General features: G+C 74.0%; 17 protein-coding genes. 15 read left to right on the forward strand and 2 right to left on the reverse strand.

Going from position 1 to position 22,653, the window contains the following annotated elements:
• Nucleotides 1-165: 165 nt before the first annotated feature.
• Together AB0L06_RS28530 and AB0L06_RS28535 are read right to left on the reverse strand one after the other, a co-directional pair.
• Nucleotides 166-429: a DUF397 domain-containing protein gene (locus AB0L06_RS28530; RefSeq protein WP_500234190.1), complete on the reverse strand. Its 264-nt coding sequence runs from the start codon at nucleotides 427-429 to the stop codon at nucleotides 166-168.
• A complete protein-coding gene (locus AB0L06_RS28535; protein WP_500234191.1) occupies nucleotides 426-1,268 on the reverse strand; it encodes a helix-turn-helix domain-containing protein in 843 nt (280 codons plus the stop codon). The genes AB0L06_RS28530 and AB0L06_RS28535 overlap by 4 nt, the downstream gene beginning before the upstream one ends.
• A gap of 238 nt (nucleotides 1,269-1,506) precedes the next feature.
• Here AB0L06_RS28535 and AB0L06_RS28540 point away from each other — a divergent pair, with 238 nt between their 5' ends.
• From AB0L06_RS28540 to AB0L06_RS28610, 15 genes are all read left to right on the forward strand, one after another.
• Nucleotides 1,507-2,031 carry an ATP-binding protein gene (locus AB0L06_RS28540; RefSeq protein WP_500234192.1) on the forward strand — a complete coding sequence of 175 codons (525 nt, stop codon included), beginning with the start codon at nucleotides 1,507-1,509 and terminating at the stop codon, nucleotides 2,029-2,031.
• 459 nt (nucleotides 2,032-2,490) lie between these two features.
• Complete coding sequence (locus AB0L06_RS28545; RefSeq protein ID WP_500234193.1) at nucleotides 2,491-3,837, forward strand: cobyrinic acid a,c-diamide synthase CobB; 1,347 nt, start codon at nucleotides 2,491-2,493, stop codon at nucleotides 3,835-3,837.
• On the forward strand, nucleotides 3,834-5,111 hold the full coding sequence (gene cobI, locus AB0L06_RS28550; RefSeq protein ID WP_500234194.1) for a precorrin-2 C(20)-methyltransferase: 1,278 nt from the start codon (nucleotides 3,834-3,836) through the stop codon (nucleotides 5,109-5,111). The genes AB0L06_RS28545 and cobI overlap by 4 nt, the downstream gene beginning before the upstream one ends.
• Nucleotides 5,112-5,334: 223 nt before the next feature.
• Nucleotides 5,335-6,651 carry a cobalt-precorrin-5B (C(1))-methyltransferase CbiD gene (gene cbiD, locus AB0L06_RS28555; RefSeq protein ID WP_500234195.1) on the forward strand — a complete coding sequence of 439 codons (1,317 nt, stop codon included), beginning with the start codon at nucleotides 5,335-5,337 and terminating at the stop codon, nucleotides 6,649-6,651.
• Entirely contained in the window at nucleotides 6,648-8,249 is a 1,602-nt protein-coding gene (cbiT, locus tag AB0L06_RS28560) for a precorrin-6Y C5,15-methyltransferase (decarboxylating) subunit CbiT (RefSeq protein ID WP_500234196.1), read from the forward strand. Before cbiD ends, cbiT begins: the two co-directional genes overlap by 4 nt.
• A complete protein-coding gene (gene cobJ / locus AB0L06_RS28565; protein WP_500234197.1) occupies nucleotides 8,246-10,000 on the forward strand; it encodes a precorrin-3B C(17)-methyltransferase in 1,755 nt (584 codons plus the stop codon). The genes cbiT and cobJ overlap by 4 nt, the downstream gene beginning before the upstream one ends.
• Complete coding sequence (locus AB0L06_RS28570; RefSeq protein ID WP_500234198.1) at nucleotides 9,991-10,191, forward strand: 4Fe-4S ferredoxin; 201 nt, start codon at nucleotides 9,991-9,993, stop codon at nucleotides 10,189-10,191. Before cobJ ends, AB0L06_RS28570 begins: the two co-directional genes overlap by 10 nt.
• A 20-nt stretch (nucleotides 10,192-10,211) precedes the next feature.
• A complete protein-coding gene (locus AB0L06_RS28575; protein ID WP_500234199.1) occupies nucleotides 10,212-11,195 on the forward strand; it encodes a precorrin-8X methylmutase in 984 nt (327 codons plus the stop codon).
• Nucleotides 11,196-11,535: 340 nt separating this feature from the next.
• Nucleotides 11,536-12,573 (forward strand): Rv2231c family histidinol phosphate aminotransferase CobC, encoded by a 1,038-nt coding sequence (gene cobC / locus AB0L06_RS28580; RefSeq protein WP_500234200.1) that lies wholly within the window; start codon nucleotides 11,536-11,538, stop codon nucleotides 12,571-12,573.
• Nucleotides 12,574-12,613: 40 nt separating this feature from the next.
• Complete coding sequence (cobT, locus tag AB0L06_RS28585) at nucleotides 12,614-13,879, forward strand: nicotinate-nucleotide--dimethylbenzimidazole phosphoribosyltransferase (RefSeq protein WP_500234201.1); 1,266 nt, start codon at nucleotides 12,614-12,616, stop codon at nucleotides 13,877-13,879.
• A gap of 133 nt (nucleotides 13,880-14,012) precedes the next feature.
• On the forward strand, nucleotides 14,013-15,251 hold the full coding sequence (gene cobA, locus AB0L06_RS28590) for a uroporphyrinogen-III C-methyltransferase (protein ID WP_500234202.1): 1,239 nt from the start codon (nucleotides 14,013-14,015) through the stop codon (nucleotides 15,249-15,251).
• Nucleotides 15,252-15,523: 272 nt separating this feature from the next.
• Entirely contained in the window at nucleotides 15,524-17,503 is a 1,980-nt protein-coding gene (locus AB0L06_RS28595) for a GTPase family protein (RefSeq protein WP_500234203.1), read from the forward strand.
• Nucleotides 17,500-19,164 (forward strand): GTP-binding protein, encoded by a 1,665-nt coding sequence (locus AB0L06_RS28600; protein WP_500234204.1) that lies wholly within the window; start codon nucleotides 17,500-17,502, stop codon nucleotides 19,162-19,164. The genes AB0L06_RS28595 and AB0L06_RS28600 overlap by 4 nt, the downstream gene beginning before the upstream one ends.
• A gap of 151 nt (nucleotides 19,165-19,315) precedes the next feature.
• Nucleotides 19,316-19,792 carry a single-stranded DNA-binding protein gene (locus AB0L06_RS28605; RefSeq protein ID WP_500234205.1) on the forward strand — a complete coding sequence of 159 codons (477 nt, stop codon included), beginning with the start codon at nucleotides 19,316-19,318 and terminating at the stop codon, nucleotides 19,790-19,792.
• A 748-nt stretch (nucleotides 19,793-20,540) separates the two neighbouring features.
• Nucleotides 20,541-21,830 carry a GGDEF domain-containing protein gene (locus AB0L06_RS28610; protein WP_500234206.1) on the forward strand — a complete coding sequence of 430 codons (1,290 nt, stop codon included), beginning with the start codon at nucleotides 20,541-20,543 and terminating at the stop codon, nucleotides 21,828-21,830.
• The last annotated feature ends 823 nt before the right edge of the window (nucleotides 21,831-22,653 follow it).

Raw genomic sequence — 22,653 nt, forward strand, 5'->3', positions numbered from 1 at the left:
GTCGGGGACGAGGTTCGGAGCCTTGAGGGTCGGGACGCCGGAGGCCGGAGGCCGCGGGCGTCGGCGGACGACGAGGGATCAGGGGCGCACGACGATCAGGGCTTGCATGACGTTCAGGTAAGGCAAGGAAACGGGGAACGCGCGACGATCAGGGGGACGTGCTGGTCAGAGGCGCGCGACGCGGTCGAGCATCGTGCGCCATTCGGCGGACCCGAACAGCAGCGCGGGGCCGCGCGGGTCCTTGGAGTCGCGCACCGCCCGGCGCGCGCCGGACAGTGCGGCGACCTCGACGCACTGGTCGCCGCTGCCGCTGTGGGACGACTTCGTCCACAGCACGGTGTCGAGTTCGCGGGCGAGTGAGCGGTCGGGCGAGCGGTCGAGCCGGCGTTCGATCGGGTCGTCGAACGCGTCTGCGGGGCATGGGTTCACGAAGCTCTCCTTGCTGAGTCGGCGACGAGGCGCGCTGACTCCTCCGGAGGGAGGGCCGCCTCGGCGATCCGCTGGAAGCGTTCCCCGTGACTGGCTATTTCCGCGATGCTTTCAACGTAAACGTCGCCCATCGTGCCCTCCACGTAGGCGATATCGGGGTCCTGGGGGTCCGGAAACGACAGGATTGTGAAGCGGCCGTCGAGTCCGGCATGCTCACGCACGGTGAACGGGAGGATCTGGACGGTGATCCGGTCGCGCTCGGCCAGCCGGGCCAGATGCCGCATCTGCTCCGCCATCACCTCCGGCCCCCCGATCGGACGGCGCAGCACCGCCTCGTCCACGACCATGTGCACGCGCGGCGCCTCCGGCTGCTCCAGCAGCGCCTGCCGGGTGCGGCGCGCGGCGAGCCGCCGCTCGACGTCCTCGGGGTTGGGCAGCATGCGGCCGGCCGTGATGACGGCCCGCGCGTAGTCCTCGGTCTGGAGCAGCCCGTGGACGAGCTGCGGGTCCCAGGTGCGGATCAGCGACGCCTCGTGCTCCATCGCGACATAGCTGCCGGTGAACACGTCGGAGTAGGCCGTCCACCAGCCGCGGCGCTGCGCCGCGTTCGCCAGGTTGGACAACGCGTCCCGCTCGGGACTCGGCACCCCGTACAGGTCCAGGAAACGCTCGATGTCCTCGGCCTTCGGCCTGGTCTGGGCCGTCTCGAGCCGGGACACGGTGGCCCGCGACATGCTCAGGCGGTCGGCGACCTCCTGCAAAGTGAGGCCGCGCTTCTCACGGAGCGTCCGCAGCTCACGCGCCAGGCGGCGGCCGCGGACGGTGGGCCGGTAGCTCATGGCGGGGAGTCTCGCCGTTCGCCCCCACCTTCCACAACGGGAATGACGAAGCAGGTAGAGGAATCTCTCCCGGCAGAGCAATCTGCCCAACGGTGTTGCGGTACTGAGAATCTCACGCGATTCTGAGAACCGTGACCGTTCGGTGTCGTTGCGTAACCAGAGTTGCGTGACCAGATACTCACCGTGAGGGTCGCGGCCGGTCCTCGCGCCCGCCGTCCGCGCCCAGGGAGGGAACCCCGTGACCACCTCTCCAGACATCGCCGGAGACGCCGTGGACGACAAGTCCGCCCGCCTGGCCGTGGCGCCGCGCCCCGCGCCCGCCCGCGCCACCGGCGCCGGGGGCGCGAGCCGGAGCCGCGCGTGGGCGCTGCCCGGCGGCCCCGCCTGTCCCGGCTACGCCCGGGCCGTCCTGCGCGAGGCCCTCGCCGACCTCGGCGTGGGCCGTTCGGAGATCTCCGACGCCCAGCTCATGGTCAGCGAGCTCGCGACCAACGCCTACCAGCACGCGGGCGACCACGCCCCGCACGAGCTCTGGCTGTACCTCGCCGACGGCCCGCCCGGCCACGGGCACGAGGTCCGGTGCGCCATCTTCGACCGCCTCCCCTGCGACCTGCCGACCTACTCCTGGACGTCCGGCGACTGCGGACGCGGCCTGTCGATCGTCCACGAGCTCTCCGAGGGCCGCTGGGGCATGCTCCGCACCACCTCCCGCCTCGGCTCCCCGTCGCCCGGCAAGGCCGTCTGGTTCGCCGTCCCCCTCTGAGCCGCCGCTCCCTGACCAGCGGGCCGCCCAGCGGATGTGGCGCGGCTTCGGACCCAGGTGCCGGCACATCGCCTTCGCCGAGCCACCAGGGAACGCCGCGCCCGCCAATGTCAGATGTCGGCGCGCCCGCTCGAAGTCCCCCGCGTACAAGAAACCCGTACCGCCGCCCAGTACAAGCCGAGGCTGACGATCCGTCCCGGCCCGCTCGTCGCGCCCGAAACCTGCGTGAGCCCTTCCGCGACGAGCGGGAGGGGGCCTCGTCCCCTTTCCTTGTGGACGCGCCGGGCTCGCGGTGCGTGCACGGAACCTGGGCCGGCTGATCGGCGTCTTCCAGTTCGTGAAGTCCGCGACGTGGCGCGTCGGCTCAAGTGCCACCTGGCCGCCGCCGACCCGGTGACCGAGGTGAGTAAGGTCGAGCAGCCCACGGAACGGGAACAAAAGGGGACGGAAGGGTACTGAGTGGTAGCGCTTCCTCGGCTCGTCGTGGCCGCGCCCGCGTCCGGGAGCGGTAAGACGACCGTCGCGACAGGCCTGATGGCCGCGCTCACCGCGCGCGGTCTCGCCGTGTCGCCGCACAAGGTCGGCCCGGACTACATCGACCCCGGCTACCACGGTCTCGCGACCGGACGGCCTGGCCGCAACCTCGATCCGTGGCTGACCTCGGAGGCGCTGGTCACGCCGCTGCTGCTGCACGGCGCGCGCGGCGCGGACGTGGCGGTCGTCGAGGGCGTCATGGGGCTGTTCGACGGCGCGGCGCAGGCCGGTCCGGGCGGCTCGTCCGGCGGCGACTTCGCATCGACCGCGCACGTCGCGACGCTGATCGACGCTCCGGTCGTCCTGGTCGTGGACGCGTCGGTGGCGAGCCGCTCGGTCGCCGCGATCGTGCACGGTTTCCGGTCGTTCGGTGACGTTCGCTTCGGCGGGGTCATCCTCAACCGGGTCGGGTCGGAGGCGCATGCCGCGCTGTGCCGGGACGCGATCGAGGAGACGGGCGTCCCGGTGTTGGGCGCGCTGCCGAGCACGGACGACATCGTCGAACCGTCCAGGCACCTTGGGCTCATCCCGGCGGCGGAGCGGCGCGCGGAGGCGGTCGAGACCGTCCGGCGGCTGGGCGAACTGGTCGCGGCGCACTGCGACCTGGACGCGCTCATGGTACTCGCCCGTTCGGCCCCTGACCTGCACGAAGAGTCGTGGTCCCCGCCATTCGACGAGCCCGCGCGCACGCGCGTCGCGGTGGCCGGGGGAGCGGCGTTCACGTTCGGATACGCCGAGAACGAGGAACTGCTCGCGGCGGCCGGTGCGGAGGTCGTCCGGTTCGACCCGCTCCGCGACGAGCGGTTGCCGGACGGGACGCGCGCCGTCGTCATCGGCGGCGGCTTCCCCGAGGAGTACGCGGCGGACCTGTCGGCCAACGAACCGCTCCGCAAGGAGATCGCCACCTTCACCGGCCCGCTCTACGCCGAGTGCGCCGGGCTCCTCTACCTCGCGGACGAACTGGACGGCAAGCCGATGTGCGGCGTCCTGCACGGTGTGAAGGCGACGATGACCTCGACACTCACGCTCGGCTACCGGGCGGCCGTCGCCGTGTCCGACTCGGTCATCGCGCGCGCGGGCGAGCGTTTCCACGGGCACGAGTTCCATCGCACCGCGACCGACCCGCTCCATGGTGCGACCGCGGCATGGCAGTGGAAAAGGGACAGTCAGGCCGGATTCGTCCAGTCTGGTTGCGTTGCCTCCTACCTGCATCTTCACTGGGCTGGATCGCCCGATTCCGCCCGCCGTCTTGTGGAGGCCGCCCCCCTATGAACGAGAGTGTGTTCCGACGTCCCGTCAGGCTCGAGACCGGCCGCACGATCATCCGGCAGCTCACCCTGGACGACGCCGAGGCGCTGGTCGACATCGTCCGGACCGAGCCGGAGATCCTTCCGCAGACCCTGCACGGCGTGCAGGACGCCGAGGCGCTCGCGCACTGGCTGACGGTGTCGGTGCCGAACGGGCAGCGGCACGGCGTGTCGGTGCACCTGGCGATCACCGACCGCGAGACCGACACGCTGATCGGGTTCTTCGGCATGTTCCGGGTGGACTCGCTCCACGACTCCTGCGAGGTCGGGTACGCGCTGCGCCAGAGCACGCGCGGGCGCGGGCACGCCACCGAGGCGCTCCGGCTGGCCTGCGACTGGGCCCTGAGCGACTGCGGCCTGCACCGGGTCGAGCTGCGGACGCTCAAGGACAACGTCGCCTCGATGCGGGTCGCGGAGAAGGCCGGGTTCCGGCGCGAGGGCGTCCAGCGCGGCGCCGGCAGGCACCAGGACCTCGTCATGTTCTCCCGCCTCGCCACCGACACTCCGGCGGACGGGCCGCTCCGGCTGGTCGGCGTCGGCGTCGGGCCGGGCGACCCCGAACTGGCTACGGCCAAGGCCGTCCGGCTGCTGCAGGAGGCCGACGTCGTGCTCGTCCCCGTCCTCACCCCGGACGAGCCCGGCCGCGCCGAGTCGGTCGTCCGGGAGTACACGGCGAAGGCCGTGCGCGTCGTGTTCGCGCTCAACGACCGGGACGGCGCCACCGAGGAGCGCGCCGCTGCCTGGGACGAGGCCGCCGCGCGCGTGCTGGACGCGTTCGACAAGGGCGCGCGGACGGTCGTGTTCGCCACGGTCGGCGACCCGAACGTGTACTCGTCCTTCACCCACCTCGCGCGGGACGTCCGGGCCGGACGACCGGACATCGTGGTCGAGACCGTCCCCGGCATCACCGCGATGCAGGACCTCGCCGCCCGCTCCGGAACGGTCCTGGCCGAGGGGACCGAGTCGGTGGCGCTCGTCCCTCTGACCGCGGGGACGGGCACGTTCCAAGAGGCCCTCGCGTCCGGCGACACCGTCGTGGCCTACAAGTTCGGCTCCAAGGCGTCCGAGGTCGTGGAGGCCCTCAAGGACGCCGGACGGCTCGACGACGCCGTCTACGGGACCCGGCTCGGCCTGCCCGGCGAGGACGTGGGGCCCGCCGCCGGGATCGACGGTCCCGTGCCCTATCTCTCCACCCTGATCGTTCCGGGCGGCCGGACCGGCCGAGAAGGCGGGCTTTGATCATCGCACCCGCGACGACCGGTCCGGTGCCGGCGGAACCCCCGGCCACCGGACGGGTCCTGTTCGTGGGGACCGGTCCCGCTTTGGCCGCGGGTGGAACGCGTTCGCACCCGGACCACCCCGGCCACTTCCACGGTTTCCGGCGTGCCGAGTCCGCCGCGCGCCGTTCTCTCCGAGAGGCTCGACGGTCGTCCTGACCCCGACCGCCGACGAGGAACATCCGATGACTGACGATCGTGAACTGCGCGAACCGGACCTTCCCTCCGCGACGAAGGTCCGGCAGAAGGCGCTGCGCACCGGCTGGACCACCGGATCCTGCGCGACGGCTGCCGCCAAGGCCGCCACGCTGCTGCTGCGCGGCGAGGAACTGCCCGGCTACGTGGAGATCGCCCTGCCGTCCGGGAACCGTGCCACCTTCAAGATCGAGGAGACCGCCACGGACGGCGAACGCGGACGCGCGCGAGCGGTCGTCATCCAGGACGCGGGCGACGCCCCCGACATCACGCACATCACCGCCGACGTGACCTGGCGGGACGAGCCAGGCCTCGACCTGGACGGCGGCGAGGGCGCAGGGACCCAGTTCGTCCTGGACGGCGGCGTCGGGGCCCGGTTCGTCCTGGACGGCGTCGAGGGCGTCGGGGGTGTCGCCGAGGTCGGCGGGGGCGTCACCGAGCCCGGCCCCGGCCTGGAGCCCGGCCCCGACCTGGGGGGCGGCGGCCCGGCGGCCGAGCCCGTGCCGCGCTCGTTGATCACCCAGGCGGTCGCCGAGGCCCTGCACGACGCGGTCTTCGACGAGGCCCCGGGGCCGGAGGAGTGCGCCGACCCGGCCACCGGACGCGGCGTCCGCGTGGTCATCTCCGTCTCCGGCGGCGAGCGGACGGCGCGCGAGACGACCGACGAGCGGCTCGGCGCCCTCGACGGCATCTCGACCCTCGGGACGACCGGCATCGTCCGCCCGTTCTCCACGGCGTCGTGGCGCGCGAGCGTCGAGCAGGCCGTCTCGGTCATGTCCGCGCAGGGCGAGTCGACGCTCGTCCTGTGCACGGGCGGACGCACCGAGAAGGGCGCGATGAAGATGCTGCCCAAGCTGCCCGAGGTGTGCTTCGTGGAGGTCGGCGACTTCACCGGCGCGGCGATCCGGCGGGCCGTGGAACACGGCGTCAAGCAGCTGGTCTTCGTCGGGATGGCGGGCAGGCTCACCAAGCTCGCCGCCGGGATCCCGGTGACCCACCGCACCCGCTCGAAGGCCGACACCGCGCTGCTCGGCGACCTCACCCGCGACATGACCGGCGACGAGGAACTCGCCGCCCGGGTCGCCGTCGCCGACACCGGACGGCACGCCTACGAACTGTGGGAGGCCGCCGGGGTGCTCGGGCCGTGCGGCCGTGAACTGTGCCGGCGCGTCGCGGACGTTCTGGAACGCTTCGCCGCCGAGCAGGCCGGCACGGAGGCGAGCCCGATCGCGGCGCAGGTCGTCCTGGTCGACTTCACCGGGGAGAAGATGGTCGGGATGTTCGGCCGGATGGCGAGAACCCGATGATCACCGTCGTCGGCCTGGACGGCGGCCCACCCTCGCCCTCCCTCCCCGGCCTGCTGGCGTCCGCCGCGCTGGTCGTCGGCGGCACCCGGCACCTGGCCGCCGTCGACCTCCCCCCGGACGTGCCGACGGTCGTCATGGGCAACGTCCCCGCCGCCCTGGACGCCGTGGACGACGCGTCCGGTGACGTCGTCGTCCTGGCCAGCGGCGATCCAGGCTTCTTCGGCATTGTGCGCGCGCTACGCGAGCACGGGCACGAGCCGCGCGTCCTGCCGGCCCTGTCCTTGGTCGCCCAGGCCTTCGCACGCGCGGGCCTCCCCTGGGACGACGCCCTCATCGTCTCCACCCACGGCGTCTCCACGCAGGGCGTCTCCACGCAGGGCGTCTCCACGCAGGGCGTCTCCACGCAGGGCGTCTCCACGCAGGGCGCCTCCGGGCAGGGCGCCTCCGGGCAGGGAACCCCCGCGCAGGGCACCTCCGGGCAGGGCGCCTCCGCCCACGGATCCTCCGCGCAGCAAACCCCCGCGCAGCAAACCCCCGCGCAGCAAGCCCCCGCGCAGCAAACCCCCGCGCAGCAAACCCCCGCGCAGAGAAGCTCCGCCCACGAAACCTCCGCCCAGGGAGCCTCCGCCCACGGGACCTCCGACCGCGGGACCTCCGACCGCGGGACCTCCGACCGCGGGACCTTCGTGCAGGGGGGCGAGCTGCGGCGGGTGGTGAACGCGTGCCGGGCGCATCCGAAGGTCGCGGTCCTGACCGGGCCCGGTGCCGGGCCCGCGGAGCTGGCGCGCGAACTCTTCCCCCAGACCCCGCGCACGTTCGTCGTCTGCGAGAACCTCGGCGAACCGGACGAACGGGTCGTGTACGTCCGTCCGGCTGAGGCGTCGACCCGTCCATGGCGCGACCCGGACGTCGTCCTCGTCCTGGACACGAGCCGCGCGGTCGGCGCGGAGGGCTGGCTCGCGGGCGGACGGCCCGGACCCGCCGTCTGGGCCCTCCCCGAAGACGCCTTCGCCCACCGCGACTCCCTCGTCACCAAGGCCGAAGTCCGCGCGTTCGCCCTGGCCAAGCTGGGGCCGCGCGTGGGTGACATGGTGTGGGACGTGGGCGCGGGCAGCGGTTCCGTGGCGATCGAGTGCGCCCGCTTCGGCGCGGCCGTCGTCGCCGTCGACAAGGACGAGGCGTCCTGTGAACGCATCCGCGCCAACGTGCGCGCGCACGAGGTGAAGGTCGCGGTCTCGCGCGGAGTGGCCCCCGACGTCCTCAGGCACCTGCCAGAACCGGACGCCGTGTTCGTGGGCGGGGGAGGCCCCGAGGTCGTGCGCGCGTGCGCGGAACGGGCACTGCGCTCCGTCGTCGTCACGCTCACCGAACTCGAACGCGTCCAGCCGTCCATGGACGCGTTGCACGCGGAGGGTTTCACGGTCGAGGCCGTCCAACTCCAGGCGAACCGCCTGTCGCCGCTGCCCGGCGACGCGCACAGGCTCGCCGCCGCGAACCCCGTCTTCGTTGTCTGGGGCGAGCGGAACCCGACGACCGTCCGCCCGCCCGAGCCGCCACACCGGCGGCCCGTCACCGACCTGCCTGGAGACGCCTTGTGATCGGGGTCATCGCGGCCACCGCGAGCGGTCGCACCGCCGCCGCCTCCCTCGCCGCCGCCTGGCCCGGCGAGGTCCGGGTGCCGGCGGAGGAGAAGCCGGCGGACGCCCTGCGCGAGGCGTGGCGGACCTGCGACGCCGTCGTCTCCTTCCTCGCCGTCGGCGCGACCGTCCGCGTCCTCGCGCCCCTGCTCGACCACAGGACCGAGGACCCGCCCGTCGTCTGCGTGGACGAGTCGATGCGCTTCGCCGTCGCCGTCCTCGGCGGCCACCACGGCGCGAACATGCTGGCCAGGCGGCTGACCGGCGTCCTCGGCACGCAGCCGGTGATCACCACGGCCGGCGACGGCGCCGACGTCTGCGCGCTCGACTCCTACGGCCGCGACCTCGGCTTCACGATCCACAACCCCGAGCTGCTCGCGCACGTCGGCGCGGCCGTCCTGTCCGGCGAGCCGGTGCTGATCGAGGGCGCCGACCCCTGGCCGCTCCCCGCCCTTCCGCCCAACGTCTCCAAGGACGCCGCCGGCGCCACGACCGGCATCCTGATCAGCGACGAGGCCGACCTCACCTGCATGTGCCACGAGGGCTGGTTCGGCAACCGCCTGGTGTACCGGCCGCCGTCCCTGGTCGTCGGGATCGGCTCGGCGCGCGGCGTCTCGTCCGCCGAGGTCGGCGAGCTGATCGACCGGACCCTCGCCGAGGCCGGGCTGGCCCCCGAGTCCGTCCGCTGCGTCGCCACGATCGACCTCAAGGCGGACGAACAGGGCATCCTCTCCGCCGCCCGCGAGCGCGGCTGGGACGTCGTCACCTACCCGGCCGAGGCCCTCGCCGACGTCGACCTGCCGGACCCGTCCGACGTCGCCGTGCCGGACCCGTCCGCCGTCGTCCGGGCCGAGGTCGGGACGCCGTCGGTCGCCGAGGCGTCCGCGCTGCACGCCGCCCAGACCCTCGGACGCGCCGGAGAGCTGGTCGCGGCCGAGCGCGAGACCGCCGACGCGACCTGCGCCGTCGCCCGCCTCACCCCGCGCGGACGGCTCAGCATCGTCGGCCTCGGCCCGGGCGCCCGCGACCTGCTCACCCCGCGCGCCGAGGAGGCCCTGCGCCACGCGGCCGTGATCGTCGGCCTCGACCAGTACGTCGACCAGATCCGCGACCTGATCCGTCCAGGCACCCGCGTCGTGGAGAACGGCCTCGGCCAGGAGGAGGAACGCGCTCGCGCCGCCGTCGAGGAGGCCGCGCGCGGCAACGCCGTGGCGCTGATCGGCTCCGGCGACGCGGGCGTCTACGCCATGGCGAGCCCCGCCCTGGAGTTCGCCGACGCCCGCGTCGACGTGGACGGCGTCCCGGGCGTCACCGCCGCTCTCGCCGCGTCCAACCTGCTCGGCGCGCCCCTCGGCCACGACCACGCCTACATCTCGCTCTCCGACCTGCACACCCCGTGGGAGGTCATCGAGCGACGCGTCCGGGCCGCCGCCGAGGGCGACTTCACGGTCTGCTTCTACAACCCGCGCTCACGCGCGCGCGATTGGCAGCTGGCCGCCGTCCTGAAGATCCTCGCCGAGCACCGTCCGCCGGAGACACCGGTCGGATTCGTCCGGAACGCCACCCGCCGCGACCAGACCGCGACGCTGACCACGCTCGCCGCGCTCGACCCCGCCGACGTGGACATGTTCACGGTCGTCCTGGTCGGGTCCAGCCGGTCCCGGGACGTCGCCGGGCGCTTCGTCACGCCCCGGGGCTACCGATGGGCGTGATCGTCCCCGGACGTGTCACCCTGGTCGCCGTCACCGACCGCTGCCAGGGCCGCGGCGCGTGCCTGCCGACCTGCCCCGAGCACGCGACCAGGCCGCACGGAGACCCCCTGCTCGTGCCGCCCGGCCTGCGCGCCGGGTGCGGCGAGCGCGCCGAAGTCCGCCCGGTGGACGCCACCGAGGACGCGTCGTGACCGTGAGAGGAACCCCCGAGATGACCGATCAAGCGACGCTGGAGCCCGACGCGAACGGCGGCACGACCACCCCGAGCGACGCCGGCGCGCCCCCCAGCAGCAGCGGCGCAACCCCGAGCGGCAGCGGCATGGCCCCGAACGGCGGCATGGCCCCGAACGGCGGCGGCGTGGCCCCGGGCGGGGGTGTGGCCCTGGGCGGGGGTGTGGCCCCGAGCGACGGCGGCACGGCCTCCCCGAGCGGTGGCGTGGCCTCAGGCGGCGGCGTGGCCCCGGGGGGCGGCGTGGCCCCGGGGGGCGGCGTGGCCCCGGGGGGCGGCGCCATGGCCCTGGGCGGGGGCGTGGCCCCGGGCAACGGCGGCATGGCCTCTCCGAGCGGTGGCGTGGCCCCGAGGGACGTCGGCGTGGCCCCGAGGGTTCGCAAGCCGCATCCGGTCGAGCTCGAGTCGTTCGAGATTTTGCGGTCCCGCGTGGATCTGTCGCCGATGCCGCCGCTCTGGCGCGCCGTCACCGAGCGGGTCATCCACGCCAGCGCCGACATGGAGTACGCGGTCGACGTCCTCACCACCGAGGAGCACCTGGCCGCCGGGCTGGCGGCGCTCCGCGCGGGCGCCCCGATCGTCACCGACGTCGAGATGGTCGCCGCCGGGATCAGCGCGCGCGACACCGTCTGCCCGGTCGCCGACCCCGCGACCGGGCGGATGGCCCGTGCCGCCGGCATCTCCCGCTCGGCCGCCGCCGTCCGGCTCGCCTACGCCGAGGTCGGCCCCGGCGCGATCTGGGTCGTCGGCTGCGCCCCCACCGCGCTGCACGAGATCATCGAGCGCGGCGTCCGGCCCGCCCTGGTCATCGGCATGCCGGTCGGCTTCGTCGGCGCGACCGAGTCCAAGCAGGCCCTGCGTGACAGCGGCCTGCCGCAGGTCAGCAACGTCTCCGAGAAGGGCGGGTCCGCCGTCGCGGCGGCCGCCTGCAACGCGCTGCTCTACTTCGAGGGGGACCCCCGGTGAACACGCCGCCGCCGTCCAACGCGCACGGACGTCCGCCGGGCCCGCATCCGGCCCTGCCGCCCTCCTGGAAGAGCACCCGCAAACGGCCCCACCCGGCTACGGCCACCGCCCCGGCCCCGGCTACGGCCACCGCCCCGGCCCCGGCTACGGCCACCGCCCCGGCCACGGCGGCCCCGGCCCCGGCCCCGGCCCCGGCCCCGGGCACGGCCCCGGGCACGGCCCCGGGCACGGCCCCGGGCACGGCCCCGGGCACGGCCCCGGGCACGGCCATGGGCACGGCGGTTTCGGATTCGATCACGGCCATGGGCACGTTCACGCCCGCTGACACGTTGGGGAACTAGTGAACCTTGAGGCACTGACCGGCGACGATGTCGATCTCTCCCACCACGGCGACGCCGAGGTGGTGGACGGCCTGCGCGACTTCGCGGTGAACGTGCGGACCGCGACGCCGCCGGGCTGGCTGGCCGAGCGCATCCGCGCCTCGATCGCCGACCTCGCGGCCTACCCCGATCCCGAGCCCGCCCGCCGGGCCGTCGCGCGGCGGCACGGCCGCTCGCCGGACGAGGTCCTGCTCACCTCCGGGGCCGCCGAGGCGTTCGTGCTGCTCGCCCGCGTCCTGCAGCCGCGCCGGGCCATGGTCGTCCACCCGCAGTTCACCGAGCCCGAGGCCGCGCTGCGCGCCGCCGGGCACCAGGTCGAGCGGGTCCTGCTCGCCAAGGACTTCACCTTCGACCCCGCCGAGATCCCGGCCGACGCCGACCTGGTGGTGATCGGCAACCCGACCAACCCGACGTCGGTGCTGCACCCCGCGAGCGCGATCGCCTCGCTGGTCCGCCCCGGCCGGACGGTCATCGTCGACGAGGCGTTCATGGACTGCGTCCCCGGCGAGCCCGAGAGCCTCGCCGGGCGGCTGCCGTCCGGGTTCGTCGTCGTCCGCAGCCTCACCAAGACCTGGGGCCTCGCCGGGCTGCGCGCGGGCTACCTGCTCGCCGCGCCCGACCTGGTGTCCCGGCTGGGCGCGGCGCAGCCGCTCTGGGCCGTCTCGACGCCCGCGCTCGTCGCCATGGAGGCGTGCAGCGCCCCCAAGGCGCTCGCCGAGTCGGACGCCTGGGCCGCCGAGATGGGCGCCGAGCGCGACCGCCTCGCCACCGAGCTCACCTCCCGCGGCCTGTACGTCGTGCCGTCCCCGCGGGCGTCCTTCCTGTGCCTGCGCGTCCCGGACGCCCTGGGCATCCGCGTCCTGCTGCGGCAGCGCGGCTTCGCCGTCCGGCGCGGCGACACCTTCCCAGGCCTCGGCCCGGACTGGCTGCGCATCGCCGTCCGCGACCGCGCGGCCGACGACGAGCTTCTCGAGGCCCTGCGTGACCTCGGCACCTGACGCGAAAGACCGGTAGAGGGACCAGTACTGAGAAAGACCGGTGCTGAGAAAGACCGGCAGTGAGAAAGACCGGCGGCGCGCGCTGCCGGGGGAGGACTCCGTGGACCTGATCGCCGAAACCGTCGCCGCCGTCCGGCCGCTCGACGCGTCCGCCATGCAGGACGCCCGTGACCTGCAAGGACGGCTGACCAAGCCGCCCGGCTCCCTCGGCGTCCTCGAGGACGTGTCGATCCGCCTCGCCGGCCTCGCCGGGACGTGCCCGCCGCCGCTGCCCCAACCGGCCGCCGTCGCCGTCTTCGCCGCCGACCATGGCGTCCACGCCCAGGGCGTCACGCCGTGGCCGCAGGAGGTGACCGCCCAGATGGTCGCCAACTTCCTCGCGGGCGGCGCGGTCGTCAACGCCTTCGCGGGCCAGGTCGGCGCCGCGGTCACGATCGTCGACATCGGCGTCGCCACCCCGCTGGCCGTCGCGCCGGGCCTGCTCCCGCGCAAGGTCACGCCCGGCACGGCCGACATGACGCAGGGGCCGGCGATGACCCTGGAGCAGGCCCGGCGGGCGGTCGGGACGGGCATCGAGGTCGCCCGCGAGCTGGTCGCGTCCGGCGCGCGCTGCCTGATCACCGGCGACATGGGCATCGCGAACACCACCGCGTCCGCCGCCCTGATCTCCGCCTTCACCGGCCTCCCGCCCGAGGACGTCACGGGCCGCGGCACCGGCATCGACGACGCGACCCACGCCCACAAGGTCGAGGTCGTCCGCGCGGCCCTTCACCGCCACGACCTGGTGGCACCGATGCCCGGACGTGATCCGCTGGACGTCCTGGCGGCGGTCGGCGGCCTGGAACACGCCGGGATCGCCGGGTTCGTCCTCGGGGCCGCGGCGCTGCGCGTCCCGGTCGTCCTGGACGGCGTGATCGCCGGGGCCGCCGCCCTCGTCGCCGCCGCGATCTGCCCGGACGCCCTCGGCGCGTGCGTCGCCGGGCACCGGTCCGCCGAGCCCGGCCACGCCGCCGCCGTCGGCCACCTCGGCCTGCGGCCCCTGGTCGACCTGGAACTCCGGCTCGGCGAGGGCACCGGCGCGCTGCTGGCGCTCCCGCTGGTCCAGAGCGCCGTGCGGGTGCTGCACGAGGTCGCGACGTTCGACTCGGCCGGCGTCAGCGGGAAGTCGGCCGGCCTCAGCGAGGACCTGGCAAACGTCAGCGAGGATCCAGCAGGCGGGAGCGAGAAGTCGGCAGGCGGGAGCGGGGATCCGGTGGGTGTCCGTGAGGAGTCGGCCGGGGGTGGCGGGAACGACTCGGGCGCGTAACACGATGATCACGCTTTGAGTCACGCTCGGGTGTCGAGTGCCGGGGACGGCTCGGCACGGGCCCCCGGGGCCGAGTACCTTTGGTCCACAAACAGCCTTGTCCGTCACCTGGTCCACCGAACGAGAGATTTCCGTGCCTCCGTACCTGCTCGGCCTGCGACTCGGCGGGCGACGCGTGCTCGTCGTCGGCGGCGGGCGGGTCGCGCAGCGCCGGGTTCCGGCCCTGCTGGCCGCCGGCGCGGACGTCATGCTGATCGCGCCCGAGATCACCCCGGCCCTGGACGACCTGGTCTCCGGCGGCCGCGTCAGCTGGCAGGCGCGCGCGTTCGAGACCGGTGACTGCGACGGCGTCTGGCTCGTCCAGGCGGTGACCGACGACCCCAAGGTCAACGCGGCCGTCGCAGCCGAGGCCGAGGCCCGCCGCGTCTGGTGCGTCCGCGCCGACGACGCCGAGGCGTCCGCGGCCTGGACGCCCGCGTCCGGCCGGGTCGGCGAGACCACGGTCGGCGTCCTCGCCGGAGGCGACCCGCGCCGCGCCGCCGGGATCCGCGACGCCGTCCTCGACGGCCTGCGCGACGCGACCCTCGAGGCCCGGCACTCCCGCACCAAGCCGACCGGCGTCGCCCTGGTCGGCGGCGGCCCCGGCGACCCCGGCCTGATCACCGTGCGCGGACGCCAGCTCCTCGCCCAGGCCGACGTCGTGATCACCGACCGGCTCGCCCCGCGCGAGCTGCTGGACGAGCTGCCCGCCGACGTCGAGATCATCGACGCCGCCAAGATCCCGTACGGCCGCACCGTCACCCAGGACCGGATCAACGAGCACATCGTCGAGCAGGTCGGGCTCGGCAAGTTCGTCGTCCGGCTCAAGGGCGGTGACCCGTTCGTGTTCGGACGCGGCGGCGAAGAGGTGATCCACTGCGCGAAGCACGGCATCCCCGTGCTGGTCGTCCCGGGCATCACCAGCGCCGTCGCCGTTCCGTCCGCCGCGGGCATCCCGGTCACCCACCGCGGCGTCGCGCAGGAGTTCCACGTCGTCTCCGCGCACGTCGCTCCCGGCGCCCCCGGGTCCACCGTCGACTGGGAGGCCCTCGGCCGCTCGCACGGCACCCTGGTGCTGCTGATGGCGGTGGAGCGCATGGATCGCATCGCTCCGACGCTCGTACGCTATGGTCGTGCGTCCGACACGCCGGTGGCCGTGATCCAGGACGGCACCCTCCCCGGTCAGCGCGCGCTCACCGCCACACTGGGCACCGTGACCGAGGAGATGGCGGCAGCCGACGTCCGGCCTCCGGCGATCGTGGTCGTGGGCGACGTCGTCACCGTGGCGCAGCAGGTCGACATCATCCGAGCGGACATGGGGCGGGATCCGTGAGACCCCCGGCAGAGCAGAGCGCGGCCTCCGGCGGGGAGGCCTTCCGAGCGGGCGACCGGCCCGCCGACCCGGACGTCCGGCAGGGCGCTCCGTCTCCTCGCCATGCCCGCCCGTCCGCCGAACCCGAATCGCCCGCGGACCTCACGTCGTCGGCCGGTCCCGTATCGCCTGCGGACCTCACGCCGTCCGCCGGTCACGAATCGCCCGTATCACCCGCCGCTCAGGCAACCCCCGCCGCAATCCCTCCGTCGCCCGAGGACCACACGTCCAACATGAGCGTCCACCCTGACTCCGCGCCGGTCCCCGCACCCGCTCCCACCGCTGACACCGGCGCCTTCTCCGAACCGTCCACCGGCACGGGCGCCACGGCCGCGCCCGAGACGGACGTCTGGTTCGGCACGCGCAGGCCGAAACCGGCCCCGGACGCCGATCCGGCGGGGAACACCGCCGAGCAGACCCCCGACGACGTCGACCTGGCCGGCATCGGCGGCTGGACGAACGGCGAGAGGCTCGTCGCGGCGGCGAAGGCGGCCGAGGCCGCGACGCTGCCCGGCGTCGGGACGCGCCAAGGCGAGCTGACCCGGGCGCTGTCGGCGCTGCGCGACCAGCTCGGCGCGTTCGAGCTGGTCCTGGACGTCCCCGGCGTCGAAGAGGCGCGCGAGCAGAAGCTCGACCTGCGCAACCAGCTCGTCGACTACGCGCTGCCGCGCATCGAGGGCGCGAGCGCCCCGATGCTGGTCGTGCTCGGCGGATCCACCGGCGCGGGCAAGTCCACGCTGGTCAACACGCTGGTCGGCAGCCGGGTCAGCGCGACCGGGGTGCTGCGTCCGACGACGTCCAGCCCGATCCTGGTCTGCCACCCCGAGCACTTCGAGTGGTTCATGGAGGGCCCGCTGCTGCCCGGCATGGGCCGCGTCAAGGGCCCCGCGCCGGACGCGATCGCGGGCGACCAGCTCGTCGTGATCACCAGCGACGAGATCCCGCCGGGCCTGGCCCTGCTGGACAGCCCCGACTTCGACTCGGTCTTCGAGGACCACTACGAGTTCGCGACCAAGCTGATGGCCGCCGCGGACGTCTGGCTGTGCGTGGTCACCGCGTCCCGGTACGCCGACGCGATGGTCTGGCAGATGCTGGAGCGCGCCCGCGAGAACGGCGCGACCATCGGCGTCGTGCTGTCCCGCGTCCAGGACGGCGCGGGCGCCGAGATCGTCGAGCACTTCGGCGAGATGCTCGTCGAGCAGGGCGTCGGCGACGCGCGCCGGTTCACCGTCCCCGAGACCCGGGTCGAGGAGAGCCGCCTCCCCGAGGAGGCGATCGAGGAGATCCGCGCCTGGATGACCGGTATCGCCGAGGACCCCGACCACCGCCGCGTGGTCATCGGCGACACCCTCGGCGGCGTCCTGGACAGCCTCCGCACCCGCGTCCCCGAGCTGGCCGAGCACGTGAAGGCGCAGGTCGAGGTGCGGGGCGAGCTGGCCGGGCTGGTCGACTCCGCCTACGGCGACAACCTCGCCGAGCTGGACGAGGCGACCCGCAACGGCTCCCTCCTGCGCGGCGAGGTCCTCGCCCGCTGGCAGGACTTCGCCGGCACCGGGGACCTCCTGCGCGCGCTCCGCACCCGCCGCAACAAGCTCGGCTTCGGACGGCGCTCCTCGCGACGGCACCGCAGCCCCGCTCGTGTGCGCGCGTTGAAGGGCGCCCTGCGCAGCGGCCTGGAATCGCTGATCGTCGCGTCCGCCGAGCACGCCGCCGAGCAGGCCGTCACCGCCTGGCGCGAGCACCCCGCCGGGTCGCAGGTGCTGGCCGGATCGTCGGTCTCCGGCCTCGGCGAGGTGTCGCCCGAGCTGTCCCGGCGCGTCTCCCGCGCGGTCAGCTCCTGGCAGGACCACGTCCAGGAACTCGTCCGCACCGAGGGGGTCACCAAGCGCTCGGTCGCCAAGGTCGTCTCGTTCGACACCGAGGCCCTCGCCCTGGTCCTGATGATCGGGCTGCTCGGCTACGGCACGTCCGAGGTGAACGTCGAGGGCGGCACCAGCGCCGTCCCGCAGCGGCTGCTCAAGGCGCTGTTCGGCGCCGAGTCGCTGCGCGGCATGGGCGCCAAGGCCCGCGCCGACCTGCGCAGCCGGATCGCGATGCTGTTCGACGAGGAGGGCCTGCGGTTCGGGCAGGCGCTCGATTCCGCGGGCATCCCCGACGAGACCGTCCCCGTCCGCCTCTACCAGGCCGTCTACAACCTCGAGGTCGCCCGATGACCACCTCGGCCCCGCCCGCCGTCGCCGACCTGCCGCGCGACCCGGCCGCCGCGCCGGGCCTGACCGCGAGGCTGGACGCGCTCGACCGGGTCACCACCGCCGGCGCCGGCCGCCTCGACACGGCCCTGCTGGACGACGCCGCCGTGCTGCTCGACCGCGCGGGCCAGCGGCTCCGGCTGTCCGGCGAGCACACCGTGGTCACCCTCGCGGGCGGCACGGGCAGCGGCAAGTCCTCGCTGTTCAACGCCGTGTGCGGGCTGGAGCTGTCCCCGACGGGCATGCGGCGTCCGATGACCTCCCGCGCGCACGCGTGCGTCTGGGGCCTGGACGGCGCGGGCCCGCTGCTCGACTGGCTCGACGTCGACAAGCGGCACCGCTACGCGCGCGCGTCCGCGCTCGACCTCCAGCGCGCGGACGACTCGCTCCAGGGCCTCGTCCTCATCGACCTGCCCGACCACGACTCCATCCAGGCCATGCACCGCGCCGAGGTCGACCGCTTCGTCTCGGTCGCCGACCTGCTGATCTGGGTCGTCGACCCGCAGAAGTACGCCGACGCCGCGCTGCACCGCAACTACATCGTCCCGTTCGCGAGGCACGCGGGTGTGACGCTGATCGTCCTGAACCAGGTCGACCGCCTCGCCGCGGACGAGGTGGACGAGTGCGTCGCCGACCTGCGCCGCCTCCTGGAGGCCGAGGGCCTGGCCAAGCCCCGCATCGTCACCACGTCCGCGGTGTCGGACGAGGGCGTGCGCGGCCTGCGCGAGGTCCTCGTCGACACCGTCGCCGCCCGCCAGGTCCGCGGCGACCGCCTCGCCGTCGACGTCACCGACATCGCCGGGCGCTTCGCGTCCTACAAGGGCGAGGCCGAGCCGCCCACCGCCGTCGACGACCAGCACCGCGAAGGCCTCAAGCGCGCGCTCACCGACGCCGCGGGCGCCCCCGCCGTGGCCGAGGCCATGGAGAGCGCCTACGAGCTGCGCGCCGCCGACTTCATCAACTGGCCCGTCCTGTCCATGGCGTCCCGCCTCCGCAGCGACCCCCTGCGCCGCATGCGCCTGGGCCGCCTCCGCGAGGAGCTGCGCGACGCCTTCACCGGCCCGACCGGCGCCCAGCAGGGCGAGGTCGACACGGCCCTGCTGGACGTCACGGACGACGTCGTCACGGACCTCCCAGCCGCCTGGGCCCGCTCCGTCCGCGCCGCCGCGCGCCGGAACGCCTCCGACCTGCCGGAAGAGCTCGGTGAGGCCATGCGGGACGCGCTCCCCGGCTTCAACCAGGTGCCGCGCTGGTGGTGGCTGGTGAAGACGTGGCAGTACTTCCTCGTCCTGGTCTCCGTCCTGGGACTGGCCTGGATCGGCCTGCTGGTCGCCTACGGCGTCGCCCACGTGGCCAAGGCCCCGAGCGGTTGGATCGGCGAGGCGGGCCTCATCCCGTACGTGGCCGTCCTGGTGGTCTGCACGCTGGGCATGGGCTGGCTGACGACCGCGACCTGCCGGAACCTGGTGGCCCTGTCGTCCGGCAAACACGGCGAACGCATGGAACACCACATGCGCGACCGCATCGCTACGGTGGCCGAGCAGAAGGTCCTGGAGCCCATCACCGAGGAACTGGCCCTCTACGCCGCCTTCCGAGACGACGTGGACTTGGTCAGAGGCATCTGACCGGGCAGATCCTGTAGCCGCGGCCTAAGCCTCCGCACTGGTTGTCCACACCTTCGCAGCCGGCTTTCCAAGGGCCTTCACCCTCCGTGATCGTGGAGTACGGGAGCGTCACAAGCGACGCTTCCGCACACCACGAGACAGCGGAGGATTCATGAACGAGGCCCAGATCACCGTCATCGGCTGGGTTGCCGACATCCCGCAGTACCTGATCACCGCGAACGGCACCCCGTACCTGTCGATGCGCCTGGCCTGCACCCCGCGCCGGTTCGACCGCTCCACCGGCCAGTGGGCGGACGTCGAGACCATGTTCCTGACCGTCAACTGCTGGCGCGGCCTGGCCGAGAACGTCAACGCCTCGGAGTTCGCCCGCGGCCACCCCGTGATCGTCACCGGCCGCCTGCGCATCCGCCAGTACGAGCGCGACGGCCAGTGGCGCTACTGCGCCGAGATCGAGGCGACCACCCTGGGGCACGACCTGACCCGCGGCACCGCCGACTTCCGCACCGCGTCCCGCTCGTCGTCCCTCACCGAGTCCGACCGCCGCGAGGCCCAGGACCTCTCGGACCTCTTCGCCCTCACCGGCGACCAGCCCAACGAGGAGGCAGCCGAGACAGCCAAGGCCGCCTGACCACCCGGGACATCGATCACCCCTTGCGAAGCCGGGCCGCCATCCCCAACGGCGGCCCGGCCCCACCCCGGCCAAACCGTGCCCACCCGCCTGAACAGGCCACCCCGAGGCCACACCAAGCACCCCTCGGGGAGGTGAACAAGGCAGGCGCCCACCTCGTTCTGAAGGAAGAAGCCCAAACCGACCGGAAGGAGAACGGCATCAGGAAGCGAACGGTGGGGACGTGCGTGCGAGGAGCGTGATGAGGGGTGAGGGGGCGCGAGGGGATATGAGAAACAGGGCGTGGGGTGGCCCGGTGGGCGCGCGGTCGGCCGGAGTGGGCGGTACGCCGCGGAGGCGGCGCGACCCCTCAGGGGAGGGCGCGGCCACCGGGCCTGGCGGTCTCGCAGAGGCCGGGCCGCTTGCCGGGAGGGGAATCGTCGCGGGGGCTCAGGGGGCCGGCGCGGGCGACTCGCTCCGGTGCGGCGGGGCCTCGGTCAGGAGGGCCGCCCACCGCGGAACGGTTCCGCGGCGAAGGCACACTGTCGTGATGCCACCACAGTGCGCAGGGTCCAGAGGGCTAGACCCAGGAAACGCCGCGCATGGTGGATTCCCCCTCCAGATGTGCGGGGGACCGCGGAGCCCCGCGGCCCCTATGGACGGCCACGGCGGCCGTCCGCCTGTTGAGGTATCGAAGGTACCGGTTTCCGGCGCACTCCGCACACGTTGCAACTATCGTGTTACACAACGTGATGCATAGGGGGGAAGGATGACGGCAGTGCAGTCGTCCGCCGAGGACCGAGGTGGCGACCTGACCCACACGCCCCGGCGCCCAGGGGGATCCGGGCGGCCGTCCCTGCTGGCCGTCTACGTTCCGGCGGTGGTGCTGCTGCACCTGGCGCTGACCGCCGCGGGGCTCTGGCGCACCTCGTACCGGGTGGAAGATCTACTCACTTTTACCGCTCTTTTGGCTTGCGGCGCGGTCTGCATCGAGGCGTCCCGGAGGCTCGGGATGCCCGCGGGCGTCGCGCGCGACCTGCTGTCGGCCTGGTGGCTGCCGGTGGCGCTGCTCCTCCCGCCGGTGTACGCGCTGCTGATCCCGATCCCGCTGCAGACGCTGCTCCAGTTCCGCGTCCGCCGCACCCTGCTGTACCGGCGCGTCATGGTGACCTCGGCGCTCGGCCTGGCGGGGGCGTGCGCGAGCGTGGTCTTCCACTCGGTGGTGCCCGAACCGCTGGCGGACGGCCCGGGCTGGGTCGTCGACGGCTATCCCGGCATCCCCGTCGCGATCGCGTGCGCGGCCCTGTTCACCGTCCTCAACACGGGGATCGTCGCCGTCGCCGCCCACGCGGCCGCGCCCGAGAGCCGGTGGCGCGAGGTCCTCTGGAACCGCGAGAGCCTCCTGCTGGACGTCGTGGAACTGTGCGTCGGCGTGATCGTCACGATCACCAGCGCCGTGTCCCCGGCGCTCCTGCTGCTCGCGCTGCCCCCGGTCGTCCTGTTGCAACGCAGCCTGATGCACCAGCAGCTCCAGGCCGCCGCCCGCACCGACGCCAAGACCGGCCTGCTGAACGCCGCCGCCTGGCAGCGCGAGGCCGACACCGAACTGTCCCGGGCCCAGCGCACCGACGAGGCGCTGGCCCTGCTCCTGATCGACATCGACCACTTCAAGCGGGTCAACGACAACCACGGCCACCTGATCGGCGACCAGGTGCTGATCGGCGTCGCGACCACCCTGTGCGGCCAGGTGCGCGACTACGACGTCGTCGGCCGCTTCGGCGGCGAGGAGTTCGTCGTCCTGCTCCCCGGCGCCGACACCGTCGAGGCATGCCGCATCGCCGAACGACTCCGCGGCCGCGTCCGCCGCCTCGCCGTCCCCGCCGAACGCGGCACCGTCGCCGTCACGATCTCCGTCGGTGTGGCCCTCCTCCACACCCACGGCTCCGACCTCATCGAACTCCTCGCCGCCGCCGACCTGGCCCTCTACCGAGCCAAGGAGTCCGGCCGAGACCGAGTCTGCCTCCCCGCCATAGAAAACCCCCACCCCTCCGAAGACTGACCCACCCCAACCCCCACCCCGCCGGCGCTCCCCCTCTACCCCGCCCCCCGCCCTATGCCCCGCGCCATACGCCCCGCCCTGCCCCGCCCCTCACGCCCCGCACTCCGCCCCGCTCCCCGCATTCCGCCCCGCTCCACGTGCCGCGCCTGCGCCCGCTCCGCGTGCCGCGGCTGCGCCCGCTCTACGTGCTGCGCCCGCTCTACGTGCCGCGCCCGCTCTACGTGCCGCGCCCGCTCTACGTGCCGCGCCCGCTCTACGTGCCGCGCCCGCTCCGCGTGCCGCGCCCGCTCTACGTACCGCGCCCGCTCTACGTGCCGCGCCCGCTCCGCGTGCCGTGGCTGCTCTGCGTGCCGCGCCCGCTCTACGTGCCGTGGCTGCTCCGCGTGCTGTGCCCGCTCTGCGTGCTGCGCTCCGTGCCGTGCCGTGCCGTGCTGCGGCTGCTGCGCGCTCTGCTCCGCCTTCGCCTCGGCCCCAGCTCCGTGCCGCGCTATGGCCCATGCTGGACACCCGGGGGCCTGGAGAGGTTCAGCATGCGGCGGCTGGGCGCGGCGCTGGAGGCGGGAGCGGCGTTGCTGTACTTCTACGTGGACGCCAAGGACGAACGCTGGACGTTCCCCACGCCCCGTGTTCCGCCCCGCGTTCCGTTCCGCGGGTTGAGCCCTTGCCTTGCGTTCCGCGTTTCGCCCCGGCCCGCTCCCCGCGTTTCGCCACGGGCTGTGCACTTGCTTTGCGGTCGTGTTCCGCGTTGCGCGGGGGCGCGTTCGGGTTCGCGCTGTGGCTCACCTTGCGTTCTGCTCAGTGCCGGGCCGTGCAGCACCCGGCG

It is taken from the genome of Spirillospora sp. NPDC052269 (assembly GCF_040679435.1).
Classification (GTDB): Bacteria; Actinomycetota; Actinomycetes; order Streptosporangiales; family Streptosporangiaceae; genus Spirillospora.